The sequence below is a fragment of the Acinetobacter sp. M5A5_2a genome, assembly GCF_053345265.1.
This window is the reverse complement of the sequence record NZ_JBKEZV010000002.1, coordinates 96,549-118,818: the sequence shown is the minus strand read 5'-3', so window position 1 is coordinate 118,818 and position 22,270 is coordinate 96,549. Positions and strand designations below refer to the sequence as shown.

Below are 22,270 nucleotides of genomic sequence, written 5' to 3'. Positions count from 1 at the left end.
GTTTCATTTTTGACGTTGTATGTGGGAGCAAATTTTCTTTCGGTGTGAGCATGGATAAGCAAATTATTTTTGAAGACGAACACATTAGAGCCATTTTTTTACCAGGCGATTCTAATACATTGGTTCTCTCTTTTGGCGATTTGATTACCCGAGCGAGTGGCTTATCTATCAATGCTGAAAAGTCCCTAATTAAATACCAATACAATGTTATTGGGATAATGCCAAAACAAAAATCATGGTTTCCTCAAGCGAGCATGATTGAGCTGGCGAAAACAATTTCGCCTGTTCTTCAGGGTTTTAAAAATATTGTGGGTTATGGCGGTTCGATGGGCGGCTATGCAGCAATCAAATATTCTAATTTATTGAATATGAACCGAGTGATTGCATTTGTGCCTCAATATTCAATTGATCCTGACCATGTTGAAGATCGACGCTATGCTGAGTTTTTTGATGCGGCAGCAAACAAAGACATGCAGATCCAGCTGCAAGATGTGGATGCAGCGCGTGAATATGTCATTGTTTATGACCCTTATTTTTCGATTGACCGCGAACATTACCTAAAAATAAAAGAGCTATTGCCAAGCTTACATACGATTCATTTGCCATTTACTGGTCATGAAGCATTGTCAGTATTAGCAAGTTCAAGCCTATTGCATGATTTTATTGAGCATGAATTTGACGAAATTTATTTCTATCAACAGGTTCGCAAGGTTAAAAAGCAAAGTAAATTTTATTTCCGTAATGTACTTGCACATGTTCTTTCGCATCATGACGACATGTTGTTAAAGATATTACGCCAAAATGATTTTCAGCTAGATGAACGTTATTTTGATAATCCACTTAAACAGGCTATTACCCGTAGCCTTATGAAAGCAAAGCAGGCAACTGACTTAGACTTCCAAAAACTGGGTATTAAAGTGCAACAAACTCAGCAAGAGGTGAGTTATAAAGAGGGATTACAGAATAGCTTTAATTCAATTTTGGTATTCAACCTCATTAATTCAAAGTTTGAGAGTTATGCTCTAGATGTTCTGTTGGCAAATAAGTCATATTTGATTCCAATTGTGGCTGAACACACTGGTGTAGTGCACATTGAATTAAATAATGAAACTTATTTGTTAGGGATGAATGATCGCAAAGTCATTAAATTGTTCAAGAGCAAAGAGCCTTTAACATCTGACATGAGTCCGTTTGTAATCAAAAAATATTCCGACTTTTTTGCAATTAGCTATAAACAATTAAATTTATCTTGTGATGAACATGGGATGTGTGAATTTATAGAAGGTTCAATCAAGCCTACTGAACAACTGATCTCAATCGCCTATTAAACCTTTCTAGTGGTTAAATAAAGCTCAAGTCTAAAGATTTGGGCTTTATTTTTTGCTTAAAAAATATTTTTTCATTAATTTATTTATATATTAAATTCAAAGTCATTATTTAAATAAATGATGTGTCTGTTTTGTGGATGTCTGGCGTATTAAATACAAGCATTATAAATTAGGTGAAAAAATATCATGCTTTAAAGTAAATGATATTTGCATATGTATAAAATAAATAAATGATTGGAGGCTAATTAAAATACAACTATAACTTTAAATTTTAATAAGTGTTTGTTTTTTATTTATATGTTATTTATGTGGTGAGGAGTTGTTTAAAATAAGTTCACTATTCAAAGATAATTGCATATTTATTTTTTTATCCTAAAATGATTTTTTACTAAATTGTAGTTACAGTTTTTTATATGCAATCATTAAATTATCGGAATAATGATGCATCGCAACATGGAAGTTCTGCACCTTTGAAACGAGCAATGAGTACTCGACATTTGGTGATGATCTCCCTTGGCGGTGCCATAGGTACAGGTCTTTTTTTAGGTTCTGGTGACGTAATTTCTCAAGCAGGCCCAATTGGCGCAATTATTTCTTATTTTTTGGGTGGTTTAATCGCCTACACCGTAATGCTTTGCCTCGGTGAGCTTGCAGTTCATGTACCTGAATCGGGTTCTTTTGGAGAATATGCCCGCCGTTATATCGGTCCAGGCACAGGATATATGATTACTTGGCTGTACTGGTTAACTTGGACTGCCACTTTGGGGACTGAGTTTACCGCTGCGGCTTTACTGGTTCAGGAGTGGTTTCCAACTACTTCGGTTTGGGCTTGGACTCTGTGTTTTGGTGCCCTAGTTTTTATTCTGAATGTGAGTTCAACTCGATTGTTTGCCGAGTCTGAATTTTGGTTAGCACTTGTCAAAGTGATTACGATTATCTGTTTTATTGGTTTAGGGCTGTTGGCAATTTTTGGTTTTATCCCTTACCACGGGCATGAGACAGCGCCATTATTTAGTAATTTGACAGCACATGGTTGGTTCCCTCACGGTTTATTTCCAATTTTTGCAACTATGCTGATCGTTAATTTTGCATTTTCGGGTACAGAGTTAATTGGTGTGGCGGCTGGTGAGACTGAAAATCCTGCGAAGACAGTCCCAAAAGCGATTAATGCAGCCATTTGGCGTCTACTAATTTTCTTTGTTGGTACCATTGTTGTGATTACTTCGCTATTGCCATTCGAGCTTGCAGGTTTGAATGCAAACGAAGTAAGTAATAGCCCTTTTGTCACTGTGTTTAATTACATTGGTATTCCTTATGCGGAAGATATTATCCGCTTTGTAATCATTACGGCTTTACTCTCAGCTGCTAATTCTGGTTTATTTGCTGCTTCACGTATGATGTGGTCACTTTCAGTAAAAAACCAATTACCAAAAATATTTTCAAAGCTTACTCCTTCAGGAACACCGATTGTTGCCATTACTGTGACGATGTTTGGTGCAATACCTGGGTTGCTTTCAGAGCAGTTTGCCCCTGAGACGATCTTTAAAAATTTATTGGGTGTTGCAGCGTTTACCATGGTGGTTGTGTGGATTGCAATTTGCGTATCTCAATTTAATTTTCGTAGACAGTGGTATAAGTCTGGGAAAATTGCAAAAGATTTACGTTTTGCTGCTCCTTTATTTCCTTTGACTCCAATTGTGGGTGGTCTGTTCTGTGCTGTTACTTGCATTAGTATGGTGGTTGATCCTTCGATGCAAGTCGGCTTTATCTGTTGTATTGTTTTTATTCTTTTATGTTATGCGAGCTACTTCATTTTTTATCACAAGAAAGATGGTGTACAGAGCTAAGCGTTGTATGCTTTCACCAGCGTAGTCTAAAGGTCCCATTTGGGGCCTTTTTTATGGTCTGTAGGAAATTAAAAAGGATGGATTCTATATATTTTTTTTAAAAATGAATTTTTATTTTCAATCATGGAAACAAATGTTGTTTTGTAAATTCACCATTTATCGGATTTTTATTAATATTTATTTATTATAAATATTTGATTAAGCCTATGTTTAGTCTTGTTATTTAATAAGGTGGTGTTTTTGGTTTTTTAGAATAGAGGGGTGGAATAGGATTAATATGGATTTAATGTGGAGAATAAATAATTTTTTGATAGTTTTATAAAAAGTTAAATTTATTAAGTTGTTGTTATATAATGTGAAAAATATTTACATTTTTTATATTTATGGAAGTTTATTTTCTATAAGTTTTTTTTATTAGAGTTAAGGTTTTTTTAATATTTGTTGTTTTTTTATTATAAAAGACAGTGCGATTTGATTATTTTTTCTCTGCTTATTTATTTTAAAATGTTCTAAATGAGCGTGCTCTGTGCTATATTTATTGGAAGATTTTATATCTATGTTTCGGCTTAATTTTAAGCAGTATGTATGGAAATAATTAATCTGTAGGATTATTGAACAAAGTTTATTTTTAAAAAGACTAATGGAGGGATCTATCGATTAGTCAAAAATAATTTTATGGACTCATGATTTTTGTAAATCATAGTTCTTTTTAACTCCCAAACGGTTATGTCACTTCTTTTGTATTCATATTTCAGCCGGCTGGTTTAGTGGGTTGTGGTTAGTTTTTGCTTTTATAAAGCTATCTTTATAAACAGTAATTTAGACAAAAGAAAACTTGTAAAAGATATCGATATATAAAAGTAGATCATACTTTTAGTATCAACAAATGGAATTTAAAAAGTCTGATGCTTTAGAAGGGCAGAAGATTTGGTAAATAAACTAAGACATTGTTATTGCAAAGTTTTAGTTGCTAAATAATAAAGATTGCAGATTTATCAAATCTGAATCTATGAAGGTATATAGGAAAAAAGATGGCAGATCTTTCATACGTAAATGAGCACAGCGATGCTTGGCAAACTTACTTGGCACAAATTGACCGTGTTGCTCCATATTTAGGTCACTTGGAAGAGTATATCGATACTTTAAAACGCCCAAAACGTGCGCTTATTGTAGACGTGCCAATTGTAATGGACGACGGTTCTATCCAGCACTTTGAAGGCTACCGTGTACAACACAACTTGTCTCGTGGTCCTGGTAAAGGTGGTGTTCGTTACCATCCAAATGTTGATTTGAATGAAGTGATGGCGTTATCTGCATGGATGACAATTAAAACTGCTGTTTTGAACTTGCCATTTGGCGGTGCAAAAGGTGGTATCCGTGTTGATCCGCGTAAATTATCAAATCGTGAATTAGAGCGTTTGACTCGTCGTTATACGACTGAAATCGGTCACATTATCGGGCCTCAAAAAGATATCCCTGCTCCAGACGTTGGTACAAATGCCAATATTATGGGTTGGATGATGGATACTTATTCTACGAGCCAAGGTTACACAGTAACAGGTGTTGTAACTGGTAAACCAGTTCACTTAGGTGGTTCTTTAGGTCGTGTAAAAGCGACTGGTCGTGGTGTATTTGTTACAGGCCGCGAAGTAGCTGCAAAAATCAATTTACCAATTGAAGGCGCAAAAATCGCTATTCAAGGTTTTGGTAACGTTGGTAGTGAAGCTGCTTTCTTGTTTGTTGAATCAAAAGCGAAAGTTACACACGTTCAAGACCATACAGGCACTATTTTCAATGCTGACGGTATTGATCTTGAAGCGTTACGTGATCACGTAAATGCAAATCAAGGTGTTGGTGGCTTCGCTGGCGCGCAATCAATTGCTGATGAAGATTTCTGGACAGCAGAAGTTGACATTATTGTTCCTGCTGCATTGGAAGGTCAAATCACTGTTGAACGTGCTGAAAAACTTAAAGCTAAGTTGATTTTAGAAGGCGCAAACGGCCCGACTTATCCTAAAGCTGAAGATGTGTTAGTTGAGCGTGGCATTGTTGTAGTACCTGACGTTGTATGTAACGCCGGCGGTGTAACTGTAAGTTACTTCGAATGGGTTCAAGACATGGCGAGCTACTTCTGGACCGAAGAAGAAATCAATGAGCGTTTAGACAAATTGATGGTTCAAGCTATGGATGACGTTTGGAATGCAGCGAACAGCAACGCTTGTACTTTACGTACAGCAGCTTACATCTTGGCATGTGAGCGTATTTTAAAAGCTCGTAAAGAGCGCGGTATTTTCCCAGGCTAATCTGCGGAAATTACTTTTAGAAAAAGTGGTCTGAGCAAATACAAAGGATGTTATAGGGTTTATTTGTTCAGTCCCTTTTTCTGAATTATTAAAATTTAAGTGATATCGAATATATTAAATAAATACTGAGGTAAGCATGGAACAGCCAATTTCTGTAACTCGAAGCAACTTTAACGACTGGATGGTTCCAGTTTTTGCACCGGCAAATTTCATTCCTGTACGTGGTGAAGGTTCGCGTATCTGGGATCAAGAAAATAAAGAATATATTGATTTTGCAGGCGGGATTGCAGTAAACGCATTAGGTCATGCGCATCCAGTGGCAGTAAATGCTTTAACAGAACAAGCGACAAAACTTTGGCATGTGGGCAATGGTTATACAAATGAACCTGTTCTACGCCTCGCAAAACAACTCACTGAAAATACATTTGCAGACAAGGTATTCTTCTGTAACTCAGGTGCTGAAGCGAATGAAGCGGCACTAAAACTTGCACGTAAAGTGGGTTTAGATAGTGGTGTTGCTGGTAAAAGTGGCATTGTGGCATTTAAAAATGCTTTCCATGGTCGTACCTTATTTACAGTTTCAGCAGGCGGTCAACCTAAATATTCACAAGACTTTGCACCGCTTCCAAATGGTATCAACCATGTTGCCTTTAATGATTTAGAAGCAGCAAAAGCGGTGATTAATGAACAGACTTGTGCGGTTATTGTTGAGCCGATACAAGGTGAAGGCGGTGTTATTCCAGCTGACATTGAATTTTTAAAAGGCTTACGCGCACTGTGTGATGAGTTTGGTGCCTTACTTATTTTTGATGAAGTACAAACTGGTGTGGGTCGTACAGGTTCACTTTATGCCTACATGAACACTGGTGTTATTCCAGATGTTCTTACAACTGCAAAAGCACTAGGTGGTGGTTTCCCAGTTGGTGCAATGTTAACAACAGATAAATTTGCGCCGCATTTTTCAGTTGGTACGCACGGTACGACTTACGGTGGTAACCCGTTAGCGAGTGCAGTTGCAGGTGCAGTATTCGAATTTATTAATACACCTGAAGTCCTTGAGGGTGTGAAGCATCGTCATCAGTATTTCCTTGATGCCTTGAATACTTTAAATGCTGAACATCAGATTTTTGAAGAAATTCGTGGTCAAGGTTTGCTCATTGGTTGCGTATTAAAAGCTGAGTATGCAGGAAAAGCTAAAGATATTACGACTTGGGCTGGTGAGGAAGGATTACTTGCTTTAATTGCAGGTCCGGATGTCGTTCGTTTTACTCCGTCTCTCATTATTCCTGAACAAGATATTGATGAAGGGATTGCTCGTTTAAAAAGAGCATTGGCAAAATTGGCTAAATAAAAAAAAGGAAGCTAGCCATGATGATTGTCCGTCATGCCGAGTTTCGAGACCTTGAAGATATTTATAAATTAGCAGGTAAGTCGGGTGTAGGCCTGACTTCCTTGCCACAAAATATGGATACACTTTCGGCTCGAATTTCACGTACTCGCAATACTTTAAATGGCAATGTCCATAAAAGTGAACAAGGCTATTTATTTGTTCTTGAAGATACAGAAGCTCAACGTGTTATTGGTTTAAGTGCAATTGAGGTTGCTGTAGGGCTCATGGAACCTTGGTACAACTTTCATGTTGGAACACAAGTACACGCTTCAAAAGCACTAAATGTTTATAAGTCATTACCAACCTTGTTTTTAAGTAATGACAGAACAGGTAGCAGTGAACTCTGTACATTATTTTTAGATCCAGAGCGTCGTGAAAACCAAAACGGTAAATTCTTATCGAAAATCCGTTTTATGTTTATCGCTGCCTTTAAGCAATATTTCGAGAAAAAATTAATTGCCGAAATGCGTGGTTTCTCAGACGAAAATGGATGTTCTCCATTTTGGGATGCGATTGGTCACCATTTCTTTAATATGGATTTCTCAACTGCCGACTATTTAAGCGGAATTGGGCAAAAAGTATTTATTGCAGAGCTTATGCCACGTTTTCCGGTCTATGTAGATCTCTTGCCAAAAGATGCGCAAGAGGTGATTGGAAAAATGCATCCACAAACTTTGCCTGCCTATCATGTGCTTGAGTCGGAAGGTTTACGCTATCAAGGATATGTCGATATTTTTGATGCTGGCCCAACGGTTGAAGCCAATATTGATGAATTACGCGCAGTAAAAGAAAGTCAGTTATTAAACGTCAAAATTACAAGTGAAGCTGCGGTCGGTAAGACTCAATATCTCGTTGCCAATGATAATTATCATGACTATCGCGCAATGCTGATGAAGCTTGATCTTGTTGATAACACTATAAATTTAACGCATGAACAAGCTGAAAACCTCGGTGTACAAGAAGGTCATGTTGTTCGTGTGCTATCACTCAATCCAATGGAAGTATCCTGATGTCAAACTCTTTATTTATAAACGGTGTCTGGTTACAAGGCAGCGGCACAACATTTGAAAAAACAAATCCAGTTGATAACCAAACTGTCTGGTCGGGTGCTGAAGCTACTGCTGCTGATGTTGAGCAAGCTTGCCAAGCAGCACGTACTGCATTTCCAGCATGGGCACGTTTACCTTTTGTAGAGCGTGTAGCGATTGTTGAAAAATTTGCAGCTTTGCTTGAAGAAAATAAAAAGCACTTAGCGGAAGTCATTAGCCAAGAAACTAGTAAGCCATTTTGGGAAACGTTAACCGAAGTTCAATCAATGATTGGCAAGGTTGCTATTTCAATTCGTGCCTATCACCAGCGTACTGGTGAAAGCTCAACTGAAATGGCTGATGGCGTGGCATCTTTACGCCACCGTCCACATGGTGTGCTTGCAGTTTTCGGTCCATATAACTTTCCGGGCCATTTACCAAATGGACATATTGTTCCTGCATTACTTGCAGGGAATGCTGTGGTATTTAAGCCAAGTGAATTAACGCCTTGGACTGCTGAAGAAACTGTAAAACTTTGGCAGCAAGCTGGTTTGCCAAATGGTGTGATGAACTTAGTGCAAGGTGGTCGTACCACGGGTGAAGCGTTAGCTGCTTCACATGAAATTGACGGTTTATTATTTACTGGAAGTGCGAACACAGGTTATCACCTACATAAACAAATGGCGGGTGCTCCTGAGAAAATTCTTGCGCTTGAAATGGGCGGCAATAATGCATTGATTATTGATGAAATTATCGATATTGATGCTGTGGTTAATCTCACTATTCAATCTGCTTTTGTTTCGGCGGGTCAGCGTTGTACATGTGCACGTCGCATCTTGGTAAAAAATGGCCCAGAAGGCGATGCATTTATTCAACGTTTTGTTGAGGTTGCTAAAAACTTAAAAGTTGGTCGTTGGAACGACGAACAACAACCATTTATGGGTGGCGTTATCTCATCAGTTGCCGCATCAAACATGATGCTTGCTCAGCAAAAATTGCTTGAGCTTGGCGCAAAAAGTTTATTGCCAATGACGCGTCCGCAAGAAGATAGTTCGCTACTTACCCCAGGCATTGTTGATGTAACAGGTGTGACAGATATTCCGGATGAAGAATATTTTGGTCCACTTACGACTATTCAACGTTATGACAACTTTGATGAAGCATTGAAAATTGCAAATGCAACTCGCTTTGGTTTGTCTGTTGGTTTAGTTTCTCCAAAACGTGAATTATTTGATCAAGTACTTATTGAAGCGCGTGCCGGTATTGTGAACTGGAATAAGCCATTAACAGGTGCTTCAAGTGCTGCGCCATTTGGTGGTGTAGGTGCATCGGGTAACCATCGTGCGAGTGCCTTTTATGCCGCTGACTATTGTGCTTGGCCAATGGCTTCACTTGAAAGTGACAGCTTAACCTTACCAGAAAAATTATCTCCAGGGATTGTGTTGCCTTAAACACTAGGGAAAGAAAAATGAAAGGATATGAAGTAAATTTCGATGGCTTGGTGGGACCAACACATCACTACGCGGGCTTGTCATTTGGTAATGAAGCATCGACAAAAAACCGTAATAACGCCTCTAATCCAAAATTAGCAGCTAAACAAGGTTTGCTAAAGATGAAAGCCTTGGCTGACATGGGAATGAAACAAGGTGTGCTTGTTCCGCATGAGCGTCCACATGTTCCAATGTTGCGCCGTTTAGGTTTTACAGGAGATGACATTAGCGTTGTTGCTCAAGCAATGCGTCATTCACCTGAACTATTATCATCGCTAAGTTCAGCTTCGCCAATGTGGACTGCAAATGCGGCAACTGTTTCACCTTCGGCAGATAGCCAAGATGAACGTGTACATTTTACCGCAGCGAACTTGAATAATAAGTTTCACCGTTCAATTGAAGCTGAAACTACAAGTCAGGTCCTACAAGCAATCTTTAAAAATGAACGTCATTTTGTACACCACGAAGCATTGCCGCAAGTGGCTTTGTTTGGTGATGAAGGTGCAGCAAATCACAATCGTTTAGGTGGTGATTATGCTAAGCGTGGGGTTCAAGTTTTTGTTTACGGTCAACAACATTTAAATAATGGGTTGCCAGGACCAAAACGTTATCCTGCACGTCAGACACGTGAAGCAAGCGAAGCAATCGCGCGTTTGCATCGTTTAGATGACGCACATACCGTTTTTGTTCAACAAAATCCAGATGTGATTGATCAAGGCGTTTTTCATAATGATGTGATTGCGGTCAGCAACCAACAGGTTTTATTCCATCATCAACATGCATTCTTAAATCAAGATCAAGCTTTTGCTGAAATTCGTCAAAAAATGGCAAGCATCGGTGAAGACTTTATCTCGATTGAAGTTCCTGAAAATCGCGTTACCGTTGATGATGCAGTAGCAACATATTTATTTAATAGTCAGATTTTGACTCGTCCAGATGGTGGAATGACCATTGTTGTACCAGAAGAGTCGCGCCAGAATAAGGCAGTGTGGGGTTATTTGAACGATATGGTTCAGATGGGCACACCAATTGATGCTATTCAGGTTTATGACTTACGTGAAAGTATGCGTAATGGTGGTGGACCAGCATGTTTACGTTTACGCGTAGCTTTAAATGAAACCGAGTTAAATGCTGTAAATCCAAAAGTATTAATGAATGATCAATTGTTTGGCACACTCAATCAATGGGTAGATAAACATTATCGTGATCGTTTAGCTCAAGAAGATTTAGCTGATCCGCATTTATTGATGGAAAGCCGTATGGCACTCGATGAGCTGACCAAAATTTTAGGTTTGGGTTTGGTTTATCCTTTCCAAAAATAAGGAGGAGGTGACATGCAAGATTTTCTAGCATTAACCTTACAAGGTGAGCAGCCTACAATACGTGAAGGAAAAAAAGATAATTTTTCTTGGCGCTGGTTAGGTGAGGGAATTCTTGAATGTACGCCACATGCACAGTACGACAAAGCCGTCGTACTGTCAGCTGGAGTACATGGTAATGAAACAGCACCTATTGAATTGTTGTCTCATCTTTGCACAGATTTATTTGCCGGACGTTTAAACCTTGCTGTGAGATTGCTGTTTGTATTGGGTAATCCATATGCAATGCGTCAAGGTAAACGTTATGTGCATGACGATGTGAACCGAATGTTTTGTGGTGGATATAAAACTCTGCCTGTGACCGAAGAATCAAAGCGAGCTGAGGTTTTAGAGCAAGTTGTCACGACTTTCTTTCATGAAAGTTCAAACCAAGCAAAACGTTATCACTATGATTTGCACACCGCAATTCGCGCTTCTTTATTGCCAACTTTTGCGTTGTTTCCATATCAAACGCATGCTTATGATGCGAATTTAACAGCAAGTCTTGAATCGGCCGATTTAGATGCTTTGGTTTATCACAATGCGGTAGGTAAAACGTTTACGCATTTTACCAGTGAGAATTTTAAAGCAGCCAGTGCAACTCTAGAGTTGGGCAAAGCTTTGCCATTTGGGCAAAATGACTTGAGTCAGTTTGCTGCAATTGATGAAGTTATTCGTCATGTCGTTTCTGAGCAAGCTTTACCAGCACGCAATAAAGCGAAAATTCGAGTGTTTAAAGTATCGGACTCTTTAATTAAAAAAGATGAAGATTTTCAGATGAACTTATCAGCTGAAGCTCCGAATTTTTCGACTTTTACAAAAGGTGAAATCATTGCGACTCAACCTTCTGGTAATTATGTTGTTGAGCAAGATCAGGTCTGGATTTTATTTCCAAATCCAAATGTGAAGCTCGGTTTACGTGCAGGTTTAGTTTTAACTGAAATGAGCTGAATGATTGATTTCAAATAAATAAAAAAGGGCGATTAATCGCCCTTTTTTGTGCATCACGTATTAGTTAGTACCGAAAAGACCTTTAATCCAAGATTTCTTTTCCGCTTTTTGTGTAGATGCTTGCGCATCTGCATTTACACTTGCATTAATTCCGACAGGAGCAACGTTAACACCAACATTTACGCCAGTATTAGCATTGATTGCCGCTGGTTGAGCTGCATTTAACTTTGCCTGAGCATCTGCTTTAGTGTCTGCAACAAACTCTTTTTGCTCAGCTTGATTTTGAGTTACGCGAGTTTTTACAGCATCTACATGCGCTTGAGCATCAGCTTGTTTTTCAGCAGTAAATTCTTTTTGGTCAGCTTGTTTTTCTGCAACTTTAGTTTTTACAGCATCAAAACCTGCTTTCGTATCAGCTTTAGCTTCAACTGCTAGATTTTTAGTGCCATTTGCAGCTTTAGTCGCTACATTTTTAGTACCTGTTACTGCTTCGGTAGCAAAATGTTTAGTACCATTTGCAGCTTTAGTCGCTACATTTTTAGTTCCTGTCGCAGCTTCGGTAGCAAAGTGTTTGGTACCTGTTGCAGCTTCAGTTGCCAAGTGTTTTGTACCATTTGCAGCTTTAGAAGAAAGTTCAGTCACTTTTCCTGTTGTTTTTTTAGTTGCTTTAACTGTAGTGTCAGCAGCGACATGACCAGCATGCTTTGCTGTGCTACCTACAGTGTGTGCAGTAGTTTTGACTGTATTGGCTACGCCACTAACAAGACCGCCTGGTTGTACATTTACTTGGGCAGAAGCACCTGCATTAACGCCCGCACTTTGTGCAAAAATAGAGGCAGAAGCAAGAACACTTGCAGTAACGATAGCTGTTTTCATCATTTTCATTGCGATATCCTTCAAAGAATATACCCTTTTAGTGAGGTATTTCATAAACGCAAACGGATCATAGCTAACGCACTATGGGCTTGGGAACTCACTTCATCAAAACGTTACAACAGTGTTACGTTGAGTAAACAGACTAGGGATAAATTGTGGAGATTAATAAAAATTAATAATAAAGTGAAAAAGAATGTTTATTTGTTAGTTATTCTAATTAAGTTGGGCTAATTTTATCTTTTTATTTTTAAAAATTAAATTTCAAATTTTCTTGAAGTTTCTCTTCTTTTGATCAGGTACTTATATCTCTAATTATGATTTGAGTCTCATTATTTATTAGTGGGAACGGCATAGTTATTGCTTATTATGAGAATAAGATGCTTTTTAGCACTTTTTTGAACCACCTTCTGCCAGAAATATAAATGTACAGGGCAGAACAACATTTTTGCTTATTCGGGTGTGGATCTTTCTACTTCTTTTGTGGGTATATATTTCATTCATTAAATTTTTCACATGAAATATATTTTAAGAAATACCTATTTATTTCGAATAATCAAAAATAAAAATAGATGTCTATAAACAAAAGAACAGAGATCTTAACTGATGAAAATTATTGCTTCCTTTCTTGTATTGGTCGGCTTGATCGCCGTTGTTCTCTATTTTAAGCCCACAAGCGGTGCATCTGATGTGTTCAATTCGGTTTTACATGAATCGAATTCGTCACAACCAGACACATCATCTTTTCTTTCTAAACTTAAGGAGCCTACTCAAGCTAAAAATCTATCTTTAGATTCAACTCATCCTCAATCGGTATCAGGTGATACCGTTCCTTTTTACAACACAAAAAGTGATCTTTCTATTCAACCGATTGATCCAGAAAAAGATCCAGCAAATGAAATAAAAGCGAAATAAGCAAATTGTTAGTTTAAAAAACTACGGAGAAAAATAATGCAAAGTAAAACGTTATTTCTATTAGGTCTATGTACGATATTAAGTACAACTGCATCCGCTCTTCCTTTAGATTCTAAAGGTGCTAAACAGCGATTAAATCAGGCAGCAAAACAAAAAGTATTTCAGGGTAAAATCGATTTAGATGCCTTGGTAACGAATGCTTCGAATGATTTAATTGTTGAATACAATATTCCTTCGGTGAGCGTACCTTCTGGTTTAGAACGGCGGAGTTATATTGCAACAAATAAAAAGAATATACAGGCAAGGTTTAACCGTGCTGGCGGTGTGCAAGTACTGCGGGACTACAATAATTTACCTTTAGCTTTTTATCGGATTAGTAACCGCGAAGCATTAGTCTCTTTATTAAATGACCCGAATGTTAAAGCGGTTTACCCAAATCGGATTAATCAAACCACGACCAATGAAAGCTTACCTTTAATTAATCAACCACAAGCAAACACCAATGGTTTTACGGGTGAGGGTTCAAGTGTGGCAGTGATTGATACAGGGGTGAATTATCTTCATTCCGATTTTGGTTGTACAGCAGTCAATACACCATCAAGCACATGTCGGGTGGCCTATTCTTTTGATAGTGCACCAGATGATGGAGCATTAGATGATGACGGACATGGTAGTAATGTTTCAGGTATTGTGTCTAAAGTCGCAACTAAAACTAAAATTATTGGTATTGATGTCTTTAGAAAAGTGAGGTCTCAAGGTAAATGGGTCAGTACAGCCTACGATAGTGATATTCTTGCGGGAATTAACTGGGCCGTAAACAATGCACAAACCTATAATATTAAAGCGGTTAATTTAAGTCTTGGCGTTCCTGGCGTTAAATATACTTCAGAGTGTAGTGATAGTAGTTATGGAACGGCATTTGCCAATGCACGTGCTGCTGGTGTGGTACCAGTTGTAGCCTCAGGTAATGATGCATTTTCAGATGGTATTTCATCTCCTGGCTGTGTTTCTGGTGCAGTGAGAGTCGGTGCTGTTTATGACAGTAATATTGGAGGAGTATCGTGGGGGAATCCAGTGAAATGTTCTGACCCAACCACAGCAGCAGATAAGGTAGCATGTTTTAGTAATGGTGGTAGCCTTGTGACTTTATTAGCACCAGGTGCAATGATTACCGCGGGTGGTTACACCATGGGCGGTACGTCTCAAGCAACACCACATGTGGCAGGCGCGATTGCTTTATTACGAGCAAATAGCGTGAGTCCAACTGAAAGTATTGATCAAACGATTAGCCGTTTAAAAACGACAGGTAAACCAATTACTGACTCAAGAACGGGCTTGGTTTTCCCGCGTATTGATTTACTGGCAGCAACAAATGGTTTAACTATTAATTAATAGCTTATTTATAATTTTTTAAATTAGGTCCAAGAAATTTTTAAAATAGCTATAACCCGTTGCAGAAGGTAGCTTTTGCAACGGGCTTTTTATGAAAAAGTATTAATGACACTTTTCTAAATTTGCTGGATTAAAGTTATTTTGGAGTTTTTTGAAGTTATTTTGAATTTCAGGATCTTGAATATTAAAGGTCGTAGAACTCTTAGTCGTAGAGTTGGTTGCTTGATTTAATATGCCTGATTCATCAGGGTATTGTAGGGTCGAAGAAGTCGCTGAAATTAGACCTTTATTATTAAACGTCCAATGTTCGGTGACATGTCCTCCACCTAAATAACCTTTAAATTCAATCATACAAGCTTGATTATCTTGTTTAATGAGCTTGGCCACATTCCCTGTCGTAGACGGATAGGCTTTAATATTGGTGTCTTGCTCTAAAACTTGAGCTTGAGAATAAGAAGAAAGGGGCGTTGATGTTGCACATGCAGTTAATGCTAAGCAGCATAGTGTTGAAAAGAGAAGTTTTTGACTATTCATAAGGCAGATTCCTAGCTCTTTATAGTGAGTGGTATTTATGTCTAGATTGATATTTGTATTTTATATTAAAGCGCGAATTTATCGCGCTATCCAAAAAGTTAGTTAACCGTAGTGCTAGATTTACTTAACTCACCTTGTTCTATTGGGATGTTTTCACCGTTTCGGCTACTGGTAATATTTTGCTTAGCTTGATCTATTTTTGTTTCAGTAAAAGCTTTTGCTGTATCCGCTTTTTGTTGAACGACTTCTGCCTTTTCAGCAGTAAATTCTTTGGTGTTTTTCCACTTTTCACTAATTTTATTTGAGGTCTTTTCAGAAGCACCTTGAATATTGTCTCCTAAATTTTGTATGCCTTTTCCTGTTTTATATAACAGTACACGCCCTAGGCTTGGATTATCACCATAAGGTTGTGTTTTAGGAGCTATTTCATTCACTTGTTGAGGTTGCGTTGTTTCAGCAAATAAGCTTGATGAAGCCAATATAGAGGTCGCAATACATAGAGTTTTTAGGGTTTTCATTTTGGATAAACCTCCCCAACCAGAATCAAAAGATGAAGTGCTGATCTTACTGATAAAAATACAGCTTGTACTGCAATGAGATAAAACCGATACGATTTGATTACGATAAATCATCATTTCAAATATAATTAAATACCGTATCTAAATTTCTAGAATAATCTGGAGCCTCAAGTGATCCAAAACATTGAATTAAAATGGTTATATGACCTGATTGTTCTAGAAAAATACCGAAATTTTACAGTCGCTTCTGATATTAGAAATATTTCTCAGTCTTCGCTGAGTCGTCGCATTCAAGCCTTGGAAAATAGTCTTGGTTTTGAAGTGTTTGATCGAGAGACTTCTCCTTTGCAGTTAACGGAGCAGGGTAAGCTTTTTATATTGCATGCTAGAAATTTACTGGATGATTTTGAGTTTAATATAGATCAAATTAAAGGTGATAATCATGTGCGAAGCAAAGTCACGATTGCTTCTGCGCATTCTTTGGCAGGATATATTTTTCCTAAAATTTTAGGAAATTTAAAAAATTACCAAGAAAAGATTTTTCATGTTGAAGCAATCAATGTGAATGAAACCGTAGATTCTCTTAAAAATGGTCAATGTGACTTTATTGCATCTTTTTATGATGATGACTTAATGAATCCACAATTTTTGTGCCATAAGTTGTTTTCAGCAAAACTTTATCTAGTCACGGCTCCAAATCATTTAGGTCGACCTAAATTTTCACTCGAAGACTCTTCAATTCCACTCATGAACTATACCGATGACAGTTACATGGGGAAAAAGGTAAATAAATTTCTACAAGATCATCATTCGGACAAGTTTGAGACAAATTTTGTGTCTTCAATGAGTCTATTACTTAAGGACATGATCAAAGGCGGTTATGGCGTAGGGTGGTTACCCGATTACAGCATTCAAGATGAATTAAAACAAAATCAGTTAAAGATCATGCCAATGAAAGAGTCAGTACTGTCTGTCGATATTTATTTATATCGCAGTAGTGCAAGGCTTAATGCGACTTCTGAAGGATTATGGAATTTTGTGAAGGCAATTGATTGGACCATTGCCTAAACTTAATTATGCATAATTTGCATTAAATTTTATTTAATCATGCGGCCGATACTGTTAATGAACTCTGATACCACGCAATCGCATTTTTTATGAGTAAATCGGTTGCATCAACAAACAGTTCAGGATTGTTTTGGATACTGTCTTGTAAGATGAGTGGAATTTCAGTACATGCTAATAAGAATTTTATACTTTTGTTTTGTTTATAAAAATGAATAACCTCACTCATAAGTTGTTTTGATTTTTCGATATTTCCTGCTTTGTATTGATAAATACTTTGCATCACTTTGTGTTGCATCTCAACAGATGGGGTAGAGAAACGAATATTGTTTTGGATGAACTGGCTTTGATAAAGCTGAGTGCTTATGGTGGCAGACGTCGCAAGAATACAAACTTCAGCAATTTGGCTGTCTTGAATAAAATGAACCGCAGATTCAATAATACTAATCATTTTGGTTTGGGTACGTTGCTGTAACTGGTTAAACCAAAAGTGGGCAGTATTACAGGGAATAATGATACAGCCGACCTGCGCTGCTTCTAAAATTTTAAGATATTCAGCCATTTTTTCGAGTGGTTTATCATCATGATTGATAATCGATTGTGTTCTATCTGGGATGTCTGGAATAGAAACCGTGATGACAGGAATATGCTCTTGATCGCAATGTGCTGGCGTATTTTTAATAATTTTATCCATGGCATCAATCGTGGCTTGTGGACCCATACCACCTAAAATTCCAATTGCTTTATTCATGCTGAATGACTCAAAAAATACGTTATGTACTTAGCATCTGCTTCTTTTGAGTGAGCTCGTTGCAAAAAACGGATGGGTTATGCAGTTTATGTTTTTATAATTAATTTTTAAATAGCATTAAAATATTGTTTTGTATCAATAAAATTAAAATATTTAAAATGTCGTGATGTGTTTTATGCATCATTGTTTTATGTAAAGCATAGAGTTTTACATAGATAATTTCATTCGAATGCACAGCTAAGCTATAAATTCTGACTTAACCAATTCTAAAAACATATCTCGAGCTTTATGGTTGCTCACATTTTTGTGCCAGAAAAACTGGTTCTGCATAAATGCAAGATGTTCAAATTTATAGCCTCGAATATTGGTTAAATTTTTATATTGCTCAAAAAGACTCTTTGGTACTAAAGACACACCGGAGCCTGCACTCACGCAACCAATAATAGTGGCGTAACTGGTAATGCTGGTAATTGGAAGCGAGATATTTTTGAGCTTAAGCCATTCTTCAAGAGCAGCGCGGTAAGGGCAACCTTCAGTCCACATAAAAATTTCTTTACCAATCAAGTCTTCTTGGCAGTGAATTTCGCCGAAAGATTCGGGGGCAATTAAAATAATTTCTTCTTGATAAATACCAAGTTTATTCAGCATAGGAAACTCAATATTACCAGCGACGATAGCTCCGTCGAGCTTATGCTGAGAAATATCAACTAATAGTTGTTTCCATGTGCCAGTAATAATTTGAATGGAAACCTCTGGATAGCGTTGATGATATTTCGCGAGTAAGTTAGGTAAACGTGTTGTGGCAGAAGATTCAATAGCCCCAATTTTTAATGGACCAGAGGGTGGTGCATCAGGATGAATACTTCGTTTTGCTTCATCACAAAGCGCTAAAATTTTCTGGCAATAATTAAGGAAAATCTCACCAGATGGAGTGAGCTTTAAACTTTTCCCTTCCCGATAGAACAGAGGTGCGCCAAGCTCTTCTTCAAGTTGTTTAATGCGCGCCGTGATGTTAGATGGAACGCAGTGCAACTGCAAAGATGCCTTGGCCATCGTGCCGCATTCAACCACCGTTTGAAACATTTTTAACTGAGCGATATCCATGTTTTATCATTCACTTTTAATGAATATTAGGCTCAATATAAGTTAATTTTATTCAATGATCCATGCGCATATGATGAAAGAGTTCCATTTCATTAGCGTAGATTTAACATGGCAATTTCTCTTGCTGCCGAAACACAGCCTCCGGCATTTAAGCTTTATTTGTGTATTGCTATTACCGTCTTTTGTTGGGGTTATTCACCTATTGGTGTACACAGTGCTTTGCATTCATATACACCGCAGCATATTGCCTTGCTTCGCTTTTTGATTGCATCTGTTTTCTTACTACTTTTGGTCATGAAAAAAGGCATTCAGCCGTTAAAGTGGAAAGATGTTCCTGCGCTTGGGTTGTTAGGATTTTTCTCTGTGACCTTGCATCACTTACTTATAAATACGGGGCAGCAATATGTGAGTGCGGTTGCATCTAGCATTTTAAGTCAATCTATTCCGCTATTTACCTTTATAGTTTCAGTTTTGTTTTTTAAAGAGCAAATCCGTTTCAAACAGTGGTTGTGTATTTTATTAGGTCTTTGTGGCGCCGTTTTAGTGGTTAGCGGTGATCGAGGCTTTGGTGTACCGAGTCCTTATAGTTTGTTGATTGTTTTAGCTGCAATTGCATGGGGACTTTATTTTAATTTATATAAGAAATTTGCTTTAAATTATGATGCCTTGAGCATGATGTGCTACATCATCTGGTTCGGGACCATTCCTTTACTTTTTTATAGTGCTCATTTGCCTGATGAGATTTTACATGCCACTTGGCAAGCCAATATGTCGATTGTGTTGTTGGGTATTTTTCCAAGTGCGATGGCTTATGTACTTTGGGGCTATGTACTTAAAAATATGCCATTAACGATTGCATCGAATTTTTTATATTGCTCGCCGATTGTCGCAATGAGTTTGGCAGTTGTTTTCTTAAATGAAAAACCATCAATAATTGTGCTGTTAGGTGGAGTGATTATTGTGGGGAGCTTAGTGTGGATGAATTGGGGGAATCGGCGTACTATCGAATAAGCTATCAGTAGTTTAACCCTTCTATGTCATGCACTATTTCCTTTAAGAGAATGAAATGATTGTTGTTACCTTGACCTATAAAAAACCATTAGCCGAAGTTGATGCTGTACTGAAAGGGCATATTGCATTTTTAGACCATTACTATGAGCAGAAGAAATTTCTGGCATCAGGGCGTCGAGAAAATAGAGTAGGTGGGGTGATTTTAGTTTTAAGCTCTTCGATTCAAGAGGCTGAAGAAATCATGAAAAATGATCCGTTTTATATTCATGATGTGGCTGATTATGATTTTATGTGGTTTGAGCCATCGAAAAGTTTAGAAGAAATTAAAGAGTTTGTTTAATTTAAAAAATAAAGAGATCCCTTTACTTTTTTACTAATTATCTATCAGCATGTACCTAATAATTATTTTTTAGATTAGAGAGTACCAATCATTGTAAAAATTTTGGTGATGGTGAATGGATGAATACTATTAAATAATAGATATAATTTTAAGTATTGCCTTCTCTATAAAACGTATACCTTTAAATTTATTATGGATTTTTAGAAAATACCTTGAGTTGAAACTTGTACTTTAATAGTATGGAGATAAGTGTGAACTTTGGATAAAAAATGTACTTACGAAATATTCATATTAGAAACATTGGGCCAATTGAAAAATTAGATTTAGAACTAGAACTTAAAGAGGATCTAAATCCTAAGCCAGTAATTCTAATTGGTAAAAATGGGTCAGGTAAAACATATACTTTGTCTTATATCGTAGATGCTTTTTATGAGTTAGCTAAGCAAGAATATAATGATGTTGTGGTTAAATCTGGAAATATGAATTCCCCTTACTTTAGGGTAATTTCAGGTATCGATATAAACACAAATGCGGATGATAAAAGTGCATCTGCTTATTTACGTTTTTTTAATGATCAAGAGAATCAGGAAATACATTATTGCGAGAAAGTCGGAAATATACGCTCTACCCAAGAATTATTAAATTTATATGGAAACAAAATTCATGGTTTTGAGAATGAAAATAAAAATGGTAAAAAAACTTTAGCTTCTGAAAAGGGTATAGAAAAATTATTTTCAAATACTATTACCTTCTTTCCGAGTTTTCGTAAAATAATTCCACATTGGTTAAATTTGAAGGCCCAAACGCAAGAGATATTTGATATTGAATCAAAATATTCAGGAAAATTGAATAAAGAAATAATGTGTGTGGACACTTTTCAAAAAAATATTCAATGGATGTTAGATGTAGTTTTGGACTCTGCGATTCTACCAGCAGAATTAGAGTGTTTTGATACTGACGATGAAAGGAATCAAATAATTCAGAATAAACATGCTATTAACAATTCCTATAGGAATATCAATAAAATATTTAAAACAATTTTAGATAATAATGAATTATATTTAAAAATTGGTTGGCGGAATGATGCTCATTCTCGATTATCTTTGCATAGTAAGGGGAAGATTATTGTACCAACCTTAGAACAGCTTTCGACAGGTCAATTAGTCTTACTTAATTTGTTCATTACAATAATTAGACATGCTGACTATAAAGATTTAAATAATAGTATTCGTTTAGAGAATATTGAGGGAATAGTTGTTGTTGATGAAATAGACACGCATTTGCATACTAAACATCAAAGTGAAATCTTACCAAAGCTTATTAAGTTATTTCCTAAAATACAATTTATCATGACTTCTCATGCACCACTTTTTGTTTTAGGTATGGAAAAAGAATTTGGAAAAGAAAATATTCAGTTAATTGATCTTCCATCTGGGATGAATATTACTTCTGAACGATTTGGTGAGTTTGAAGAATCTTTTAATTTTTATAAGGAAACAATAACATTTGAAGAAGCTCTGCATAAAAAAATTCAGGATCAACAAAAACCATTGATACTCGTTGAAGGCAAGACAGATATTAAATTTATGAAGAAAGCTTTTGAGCTAAAAGGGAAAAATGAATGGTTAGAAAATATAGAAATAGATGAAATTGGTGTTACTCAAGAAGGTGGGCAAGTTAAATTTGGTGGTGAAAGCAGTTTAGATAAAGGTTTTGATTTTCTAAAACATAATTTAAATGCAATAAACCGAAAAGTATTATTTCTATATGATTGTGATACAAAAATTTCGAGAGAAACAATAGGTTATATTACTAAAGATAAAGTTCCTATGAATTTTGAAAATACTAAAATTAAAAAGGGTTCTGAAAATCTGCTTAAAGAAGAATTATTTACAGAAAATTTTTATCCACCTCGTGAATCAGTAGATGATTATGGAGGTGTTATAATTAAGAAAAATTTTGATAAAAACGGATTCTGTAATTATATTTGTGAAAATATTACAGATCCAACTGTATTTGATAGATATGAAGAATTAGTCTTTCCAATTATTGAACAATTCTTAGCTTAATAA

At 36.7% G+C, this 22,270-nt stretch carries 19 protein-coding genes; 14 read left to right on the top strand and 5 right to left on the bottom strand.

Annotated elements, in window-relative coordinates:
* Positions 1–50 precede the first annotated feature (50 nt).
* The 8 genes from ACLBWE_RS02895 to astE all read left to right on the top strand — a co-directional run bounded on the left by ACLBWE_RS02895 (position 51) and on the right by astE (position 11,695).
* Positions 51–1,328 carry a hypothetical protein gene (locus ACLBWE_RS02895; protein WP_198497007.1) on the top strand — a complete coding sequence of 426 codons (1,278 nt, stop codon included), beginning with the start codon at positions 51–53 and terminating at the stop codon, positions 1,326–1,328.
* Positions 1,329–1,741: 413 nt separating this feature from the next.
* The gene (locus ACLBWE_RS02890; RefSeq protein WP_447601081.1) at positions 1,742–3,175 is read left to right on the top strand and encodes an amino acid permease; all 1,434 of its coding nucleotides are present in this window, start codon (positions 1,742–1,744) and stop codon (positions 3,173–3,175) included.
* A gap of 1,031 nt (positions 3,176–4,206) precedes the next feature.
* Positions 4,207–5,478, top strand: a complete 1,272-nt coding sequence (locus ACLBWE_RS02885) for a Glu/Leu/Phe/Val family dehydrogenase (protein WP_004639628.1) — start codon at positions 4,207–4,209, stop codon at positions 5,476–5,478.
* A 136-nt stretch (positions 5,479–5,614) separates the two neighbouring features.
* Complete coding sequence (locus tag ACLBWE_RS02880; RefSeq protein ID WP_281836117.1) at positions 5,615–6,829, top strand: aspartate aminotransferase family protein; 1,215 nt, start codon at positions 5,615–5,617, stop codon at positions 6,827–6,829.
* A 17-nt stretch (positions 6,830–6,846) separates the two neighbouring features.
* On the top strand, positions 6,847–7,878 hold the full coding sequence (gene astA / locus ACLBWE_RS02875) for an arginine N-succinyltransferase (RefSeq protein ID WP_003653733.1): 1,032 nt from the start codon (positions 6,847–6,849) through the stop codon (positions 7,876–7,878).
* Positions 7,878–9,347 (top strand): succinylglutamate-semialdehyde dehydrogenase, encoded by a 1,470-nt coding sequence (gene astD / locus ACLBWE_RS02870; RefSeq protein ID WP_133747443.1) that lies wholly within the window; start codon positions 7,878–7,880, stop codon positions 9,345–9,347. Before astA ends, astD begins: the two co-directional genes overlap by 1 nt.
* Positions 9,348–9,364: 17 nt before the next feature.
* A complete protein-coding gene (gene astB / locus ACLBWE_RS02865) occupies positions 9,365–10,708 on the top strand; it encodes an N-succinylarginine dihydrolase (RefSeq protein ID WP_447601077.1) in 1,344 nt (447 codons plus the stop codon).
* Positions 10,709–10,720: 12 nt separating this feature from the next.
* The gene (gene astE / locus ACLBWE_RS02860; RefSeq protein ID WP_447601075.1) at positions 10,721–11,695 is read left to right on the top strand and encodes a succinylglutamate desuccinylase; all 975 of its coding nucleotides are present in this window, start codon (positions 10,721–10,723) and stop codon (positions 11,693–11,695) included.
* 60 nt (positions 11,696–11,755) lie between these two features.
* Here astE and ACLBWE_RS02855 read toward each other — a convergent pair whose 3' ends face one another.
* On the bottom strand, positions 11,756–12,580 hold the full coding sequence (locus tag ACLBWE_RS02855; RefSeq protein WP_447601073.1) for a hypothetical protein: 825 nt from the start codon (positions 12,578–12,580) through the stop codon (positions 11,756–11,758).
* A gap of 594 nt (positions 12,581–13,174) precedes the next feature.
* Between ACLBWE_RS02855 and ACLBWE_RS02850 the strand changes: the two genes are divergently transcribed.
* On the top strand, positions 13,175–13,483 hold the full coding sequence (locus ACLBWE_RS02850) for a hypothetical protein (RefSeq protein WP_447601071.1): 309 nt from the start codon (positions 13,175–13,177) through the stop codon (positions 13,481–13,483).
* Between the two features lie 36 nt (positions 13,484–13,519).
* A complete protein-coding gene (locus ACLBWE_RS02845; RefSeq protein WP_447601069.1) occupies positions 13,520–14,875 on the top strand; it encodes a S8 family peptidase in 1,356 nt (451 codons plus the stop codon).
* Positions 14,876–14,977: 102 nt separating this feature from the next.
* Here the strand turns inward: ACLBWE_RS02845 and ACLBWE_RS02840 are convergent, their stop codons facing one another.
* Both ACLBWE_RS02840 and ACLBWE_RS02835 read right to left on the bottom strand, forming a co-directional pair.
* Positions 14,978–15,409, bottom strand: coding sequence for a hypothetical protein (locus tag ACLBWE_RS02840; protein ID WP_447601067.1), 432 nt, complete (start codon positions 15,407–15,409; stop codon positions 14,978–14,980).
* 98 nt (positions 15,410–15,507) lie between these two features.
* Positions 15,508–15,927: a hypothetical protein gene (locus ACLBWE_RS02835; RefSeq protein ID WP_003653724.1), complete on the bottom strand. Its 420-nt coding sequence runs from the start codon at positions 15,925–15,927 to the stop codon at positions 15,508–15,510.
* A gap of 171 nt (positions 15,928–16,098) precedes the next feature.
* Between ACLBWE_RS02835 and ACLBWE_RS02830 the strand changes: the two genes are divergently transcribed.
* The gene (locus ACLBWE_RS02830; RefSeq protein ID WP_447601064.1) at positions 16,099–16,995 is read left to right on the top strand and encodes a LysR substrate-binding domain-containing protein; all 897 of its coding nucleotides are present in this window, start codon (positions 16,099–16,101) and stop codon (positions 16,993–16,995) included.
* A 37-nt stretch (positions 16,996–17,032) separates the two neighbouring features.
* Here ACLBWE_RS02830 and ACLBWE_RS02825 read toward each other — a convergent pair whose 3' ends face one another.
* Together ACLBWE_RS02825 and ACLBWE_RS02820 are read right to left on the bottom strand one after the other, a co-directional pair.
* Positions 17,033–17,743 carry an aspartate/glutamate racemase family protein gene (locus tag ACLBWE_RS02825; RefSeq protein ID WP_447601062.1) on the bottom strand — a complete coding sequence of 237 codons (711 nt, stop codon included), beginning with the start codon at positions 17,741–17,743 and terminating at the stop codon, positions 17,033–17,035.
* Positions 17,744–17,980: 237 nt separating this feature from the next.
* A complete protein-coding gene (locus ACLBWE_RS02820; protein ID WP_447601060.1) occupies positions 17,981–18,847 on the bottom strand; it encodes a LysR family transcriptional regulator in 867 nt (288 codons plus the stop codon).
* Between the two features lie 108 nt (positions 18,848–18,955).
* On the opposite strand from ACLBWE_RS02820, the gene ACLBWE_RS02815 reads away from it, so the two are divergent.
* From ACLBWE_RS02815 to ACLBWE_RS02805, 3 genes are all read left to right on the top strand, one after another.
* Positions 18,956–19,858: a DMT family transporter gene (locus tag ACLBWE_RS02815; protein ID WP_447601058.1), complete on the top strand. Its 903-nt coding sequence runs from the start codon at positions 18,956–18,958 to the stop codon at positions 19,856–19,858.
* Positions 19,859–19,913: 55 nt separating this feature from the next.
* A complete protein-coding gene (locus ACLBWE_RS02810) occupies positions 19,914–20,198 on the top strand; it encodes a YciI family protein (protein ID WP_003653718.1) in 285 nt (94 codons plus the stop codon).
* Between the two features lie 269 nt (positions 20,199–20,467).
* Positions 20,468–22,267, top strand: a complete 1,800-nt coding sequence (locus ACLBWE_RS02805; protein ID WP_447601055.1) for an AAA family ATPase — start codon at positions 20,468–20,470, stop codon at positions 22,265–22,267.
* The last annotated feature ends 3 nt before the right edge of the window (positions 22,268–22,270 follow it).

Bases quoted from the DNA above. Each gene is read 5' to 3' on its own strand.
- ACLBWE_RS02850 (WP_447601071.1), top strand. From the start codon at position 13,175: ATGAAAATTATTGCTTCCTTTCTTGTATTGGTCGGCTTGATCGCCGTT.
- ACLBWE_RS02840 (WP_447601067.1), bottom strand. From the start codon at position 15,409: ATGAATAGTCAAAAACTTCTCTTTTCAACACTATGCTGCTTAGCATTA.
- ACLBWE_RS02885 (WP_004639628.1), top strand. From the start codon at position 4,207: ATGGCAGATCTTTCATACGTAAATGAGCACAGCGATGCTTGGCAAACT.
- astA (WP_003653733.1), top strand. From the start codon at position 6,847: ATGATGATTGTCCGTCATGCCGAGTTTCGAGACCTTGAAGATATTTAT.
- ACLBWE_RS02815 (WP_447601058.1), top strand. From the start codon at position 18,956: ATGGCAATTTCTCTTGCTGCCGAAACACAGCCTCCGGCATTTAAGCTT.
- ACLBWE_RS02810 (WP_003653718.1), top strand. From the start codon at position 19,914: ATGATTGTTGTTACCTTGACCTATAAAAAACCATTAGCCGAAGTTGAT.
- ACLBWE_RS02890 (WP_447601081.1), top strand. From the start codon at position 1,742: ATGCAATCATTAAATTATCGGAATAATGATGCATCGCAACATGGAAGT.
- astD (WP_133747443.1), top strand. From the start codon at position 7,878: ATGTCAAACTCTTTATTTATAAACGGTGTCTGGTTACAAGGCAGCGGC.
- ACLBWE_RS02825 (WP_447601062.1), bottom strand. From the start codon at position 17,743: ATGAATAAAGCAATTGGAATTTTAGGTGGTATGGGTCCACAAGCCACG.
- ACLBWE_RS02805 (WP_447601055.1), top strand. From the start codon at position 20,468: ATGTACTTACGAAATATTCATATTAGAAACATTGGGCCAATTGAAAAA.
- ACLBWE_RS02845 (WP_447601069.1), top strand. From the start codon at position 13,520: ATGCAAAGTAAAACGTTATTTCTATTAGGTCTATGTACGATATTAAGT.
- astE (WP_447601075.1), top strand. From the start codon at position 10,721: ATGCAAGATTTTCTAGCATTAACCTTACAAGGTGAGCAGCCTACAATA.
- ACLBWE_RS02895 (WP_198497007.1), top strand. From the start codon at position 51: ATGGATAAGCAAATTATTTTTGAAGACGAACACATTAGAGCCATTTTT.
- ACLBWE_RS02880 (WP_281836117.1), top strand. From the start codon at position 5,615: ATGGAACAGCCAATTTCTGTAACTCGAAGCAACTTTAACGACTGGATG.
- ACLBWE_RS02835 (WP_003653724.1), bottom strand. From the start codon at position 15,927: ATGAAAACCCTAAAAACTCTATGTATTGCGACCTCTATATTGGCTTCA.
- ACLBWE_RS02820 (WP_447601060.1), bottom strand. From the start codon at position 18,847: ATGGATATCGCTCAGTTAAAAATGTTTCAAACGGTGGTTGAATGCGGC.
- ACLBWE_RS02855 (WP_447601073.1), bottom strand. From the start codon at position 12,580: ATGAAAATGATGAAAACAGCTATCGTTACTGCAAGTGTTCTTGCTTCT.
- astB (WP_447601077.1), top strand. From the start codon at position 9,365: ATGAAAGGATATGAAGTAAATTTCGATGGCTTGGTGGGACCAACACAT.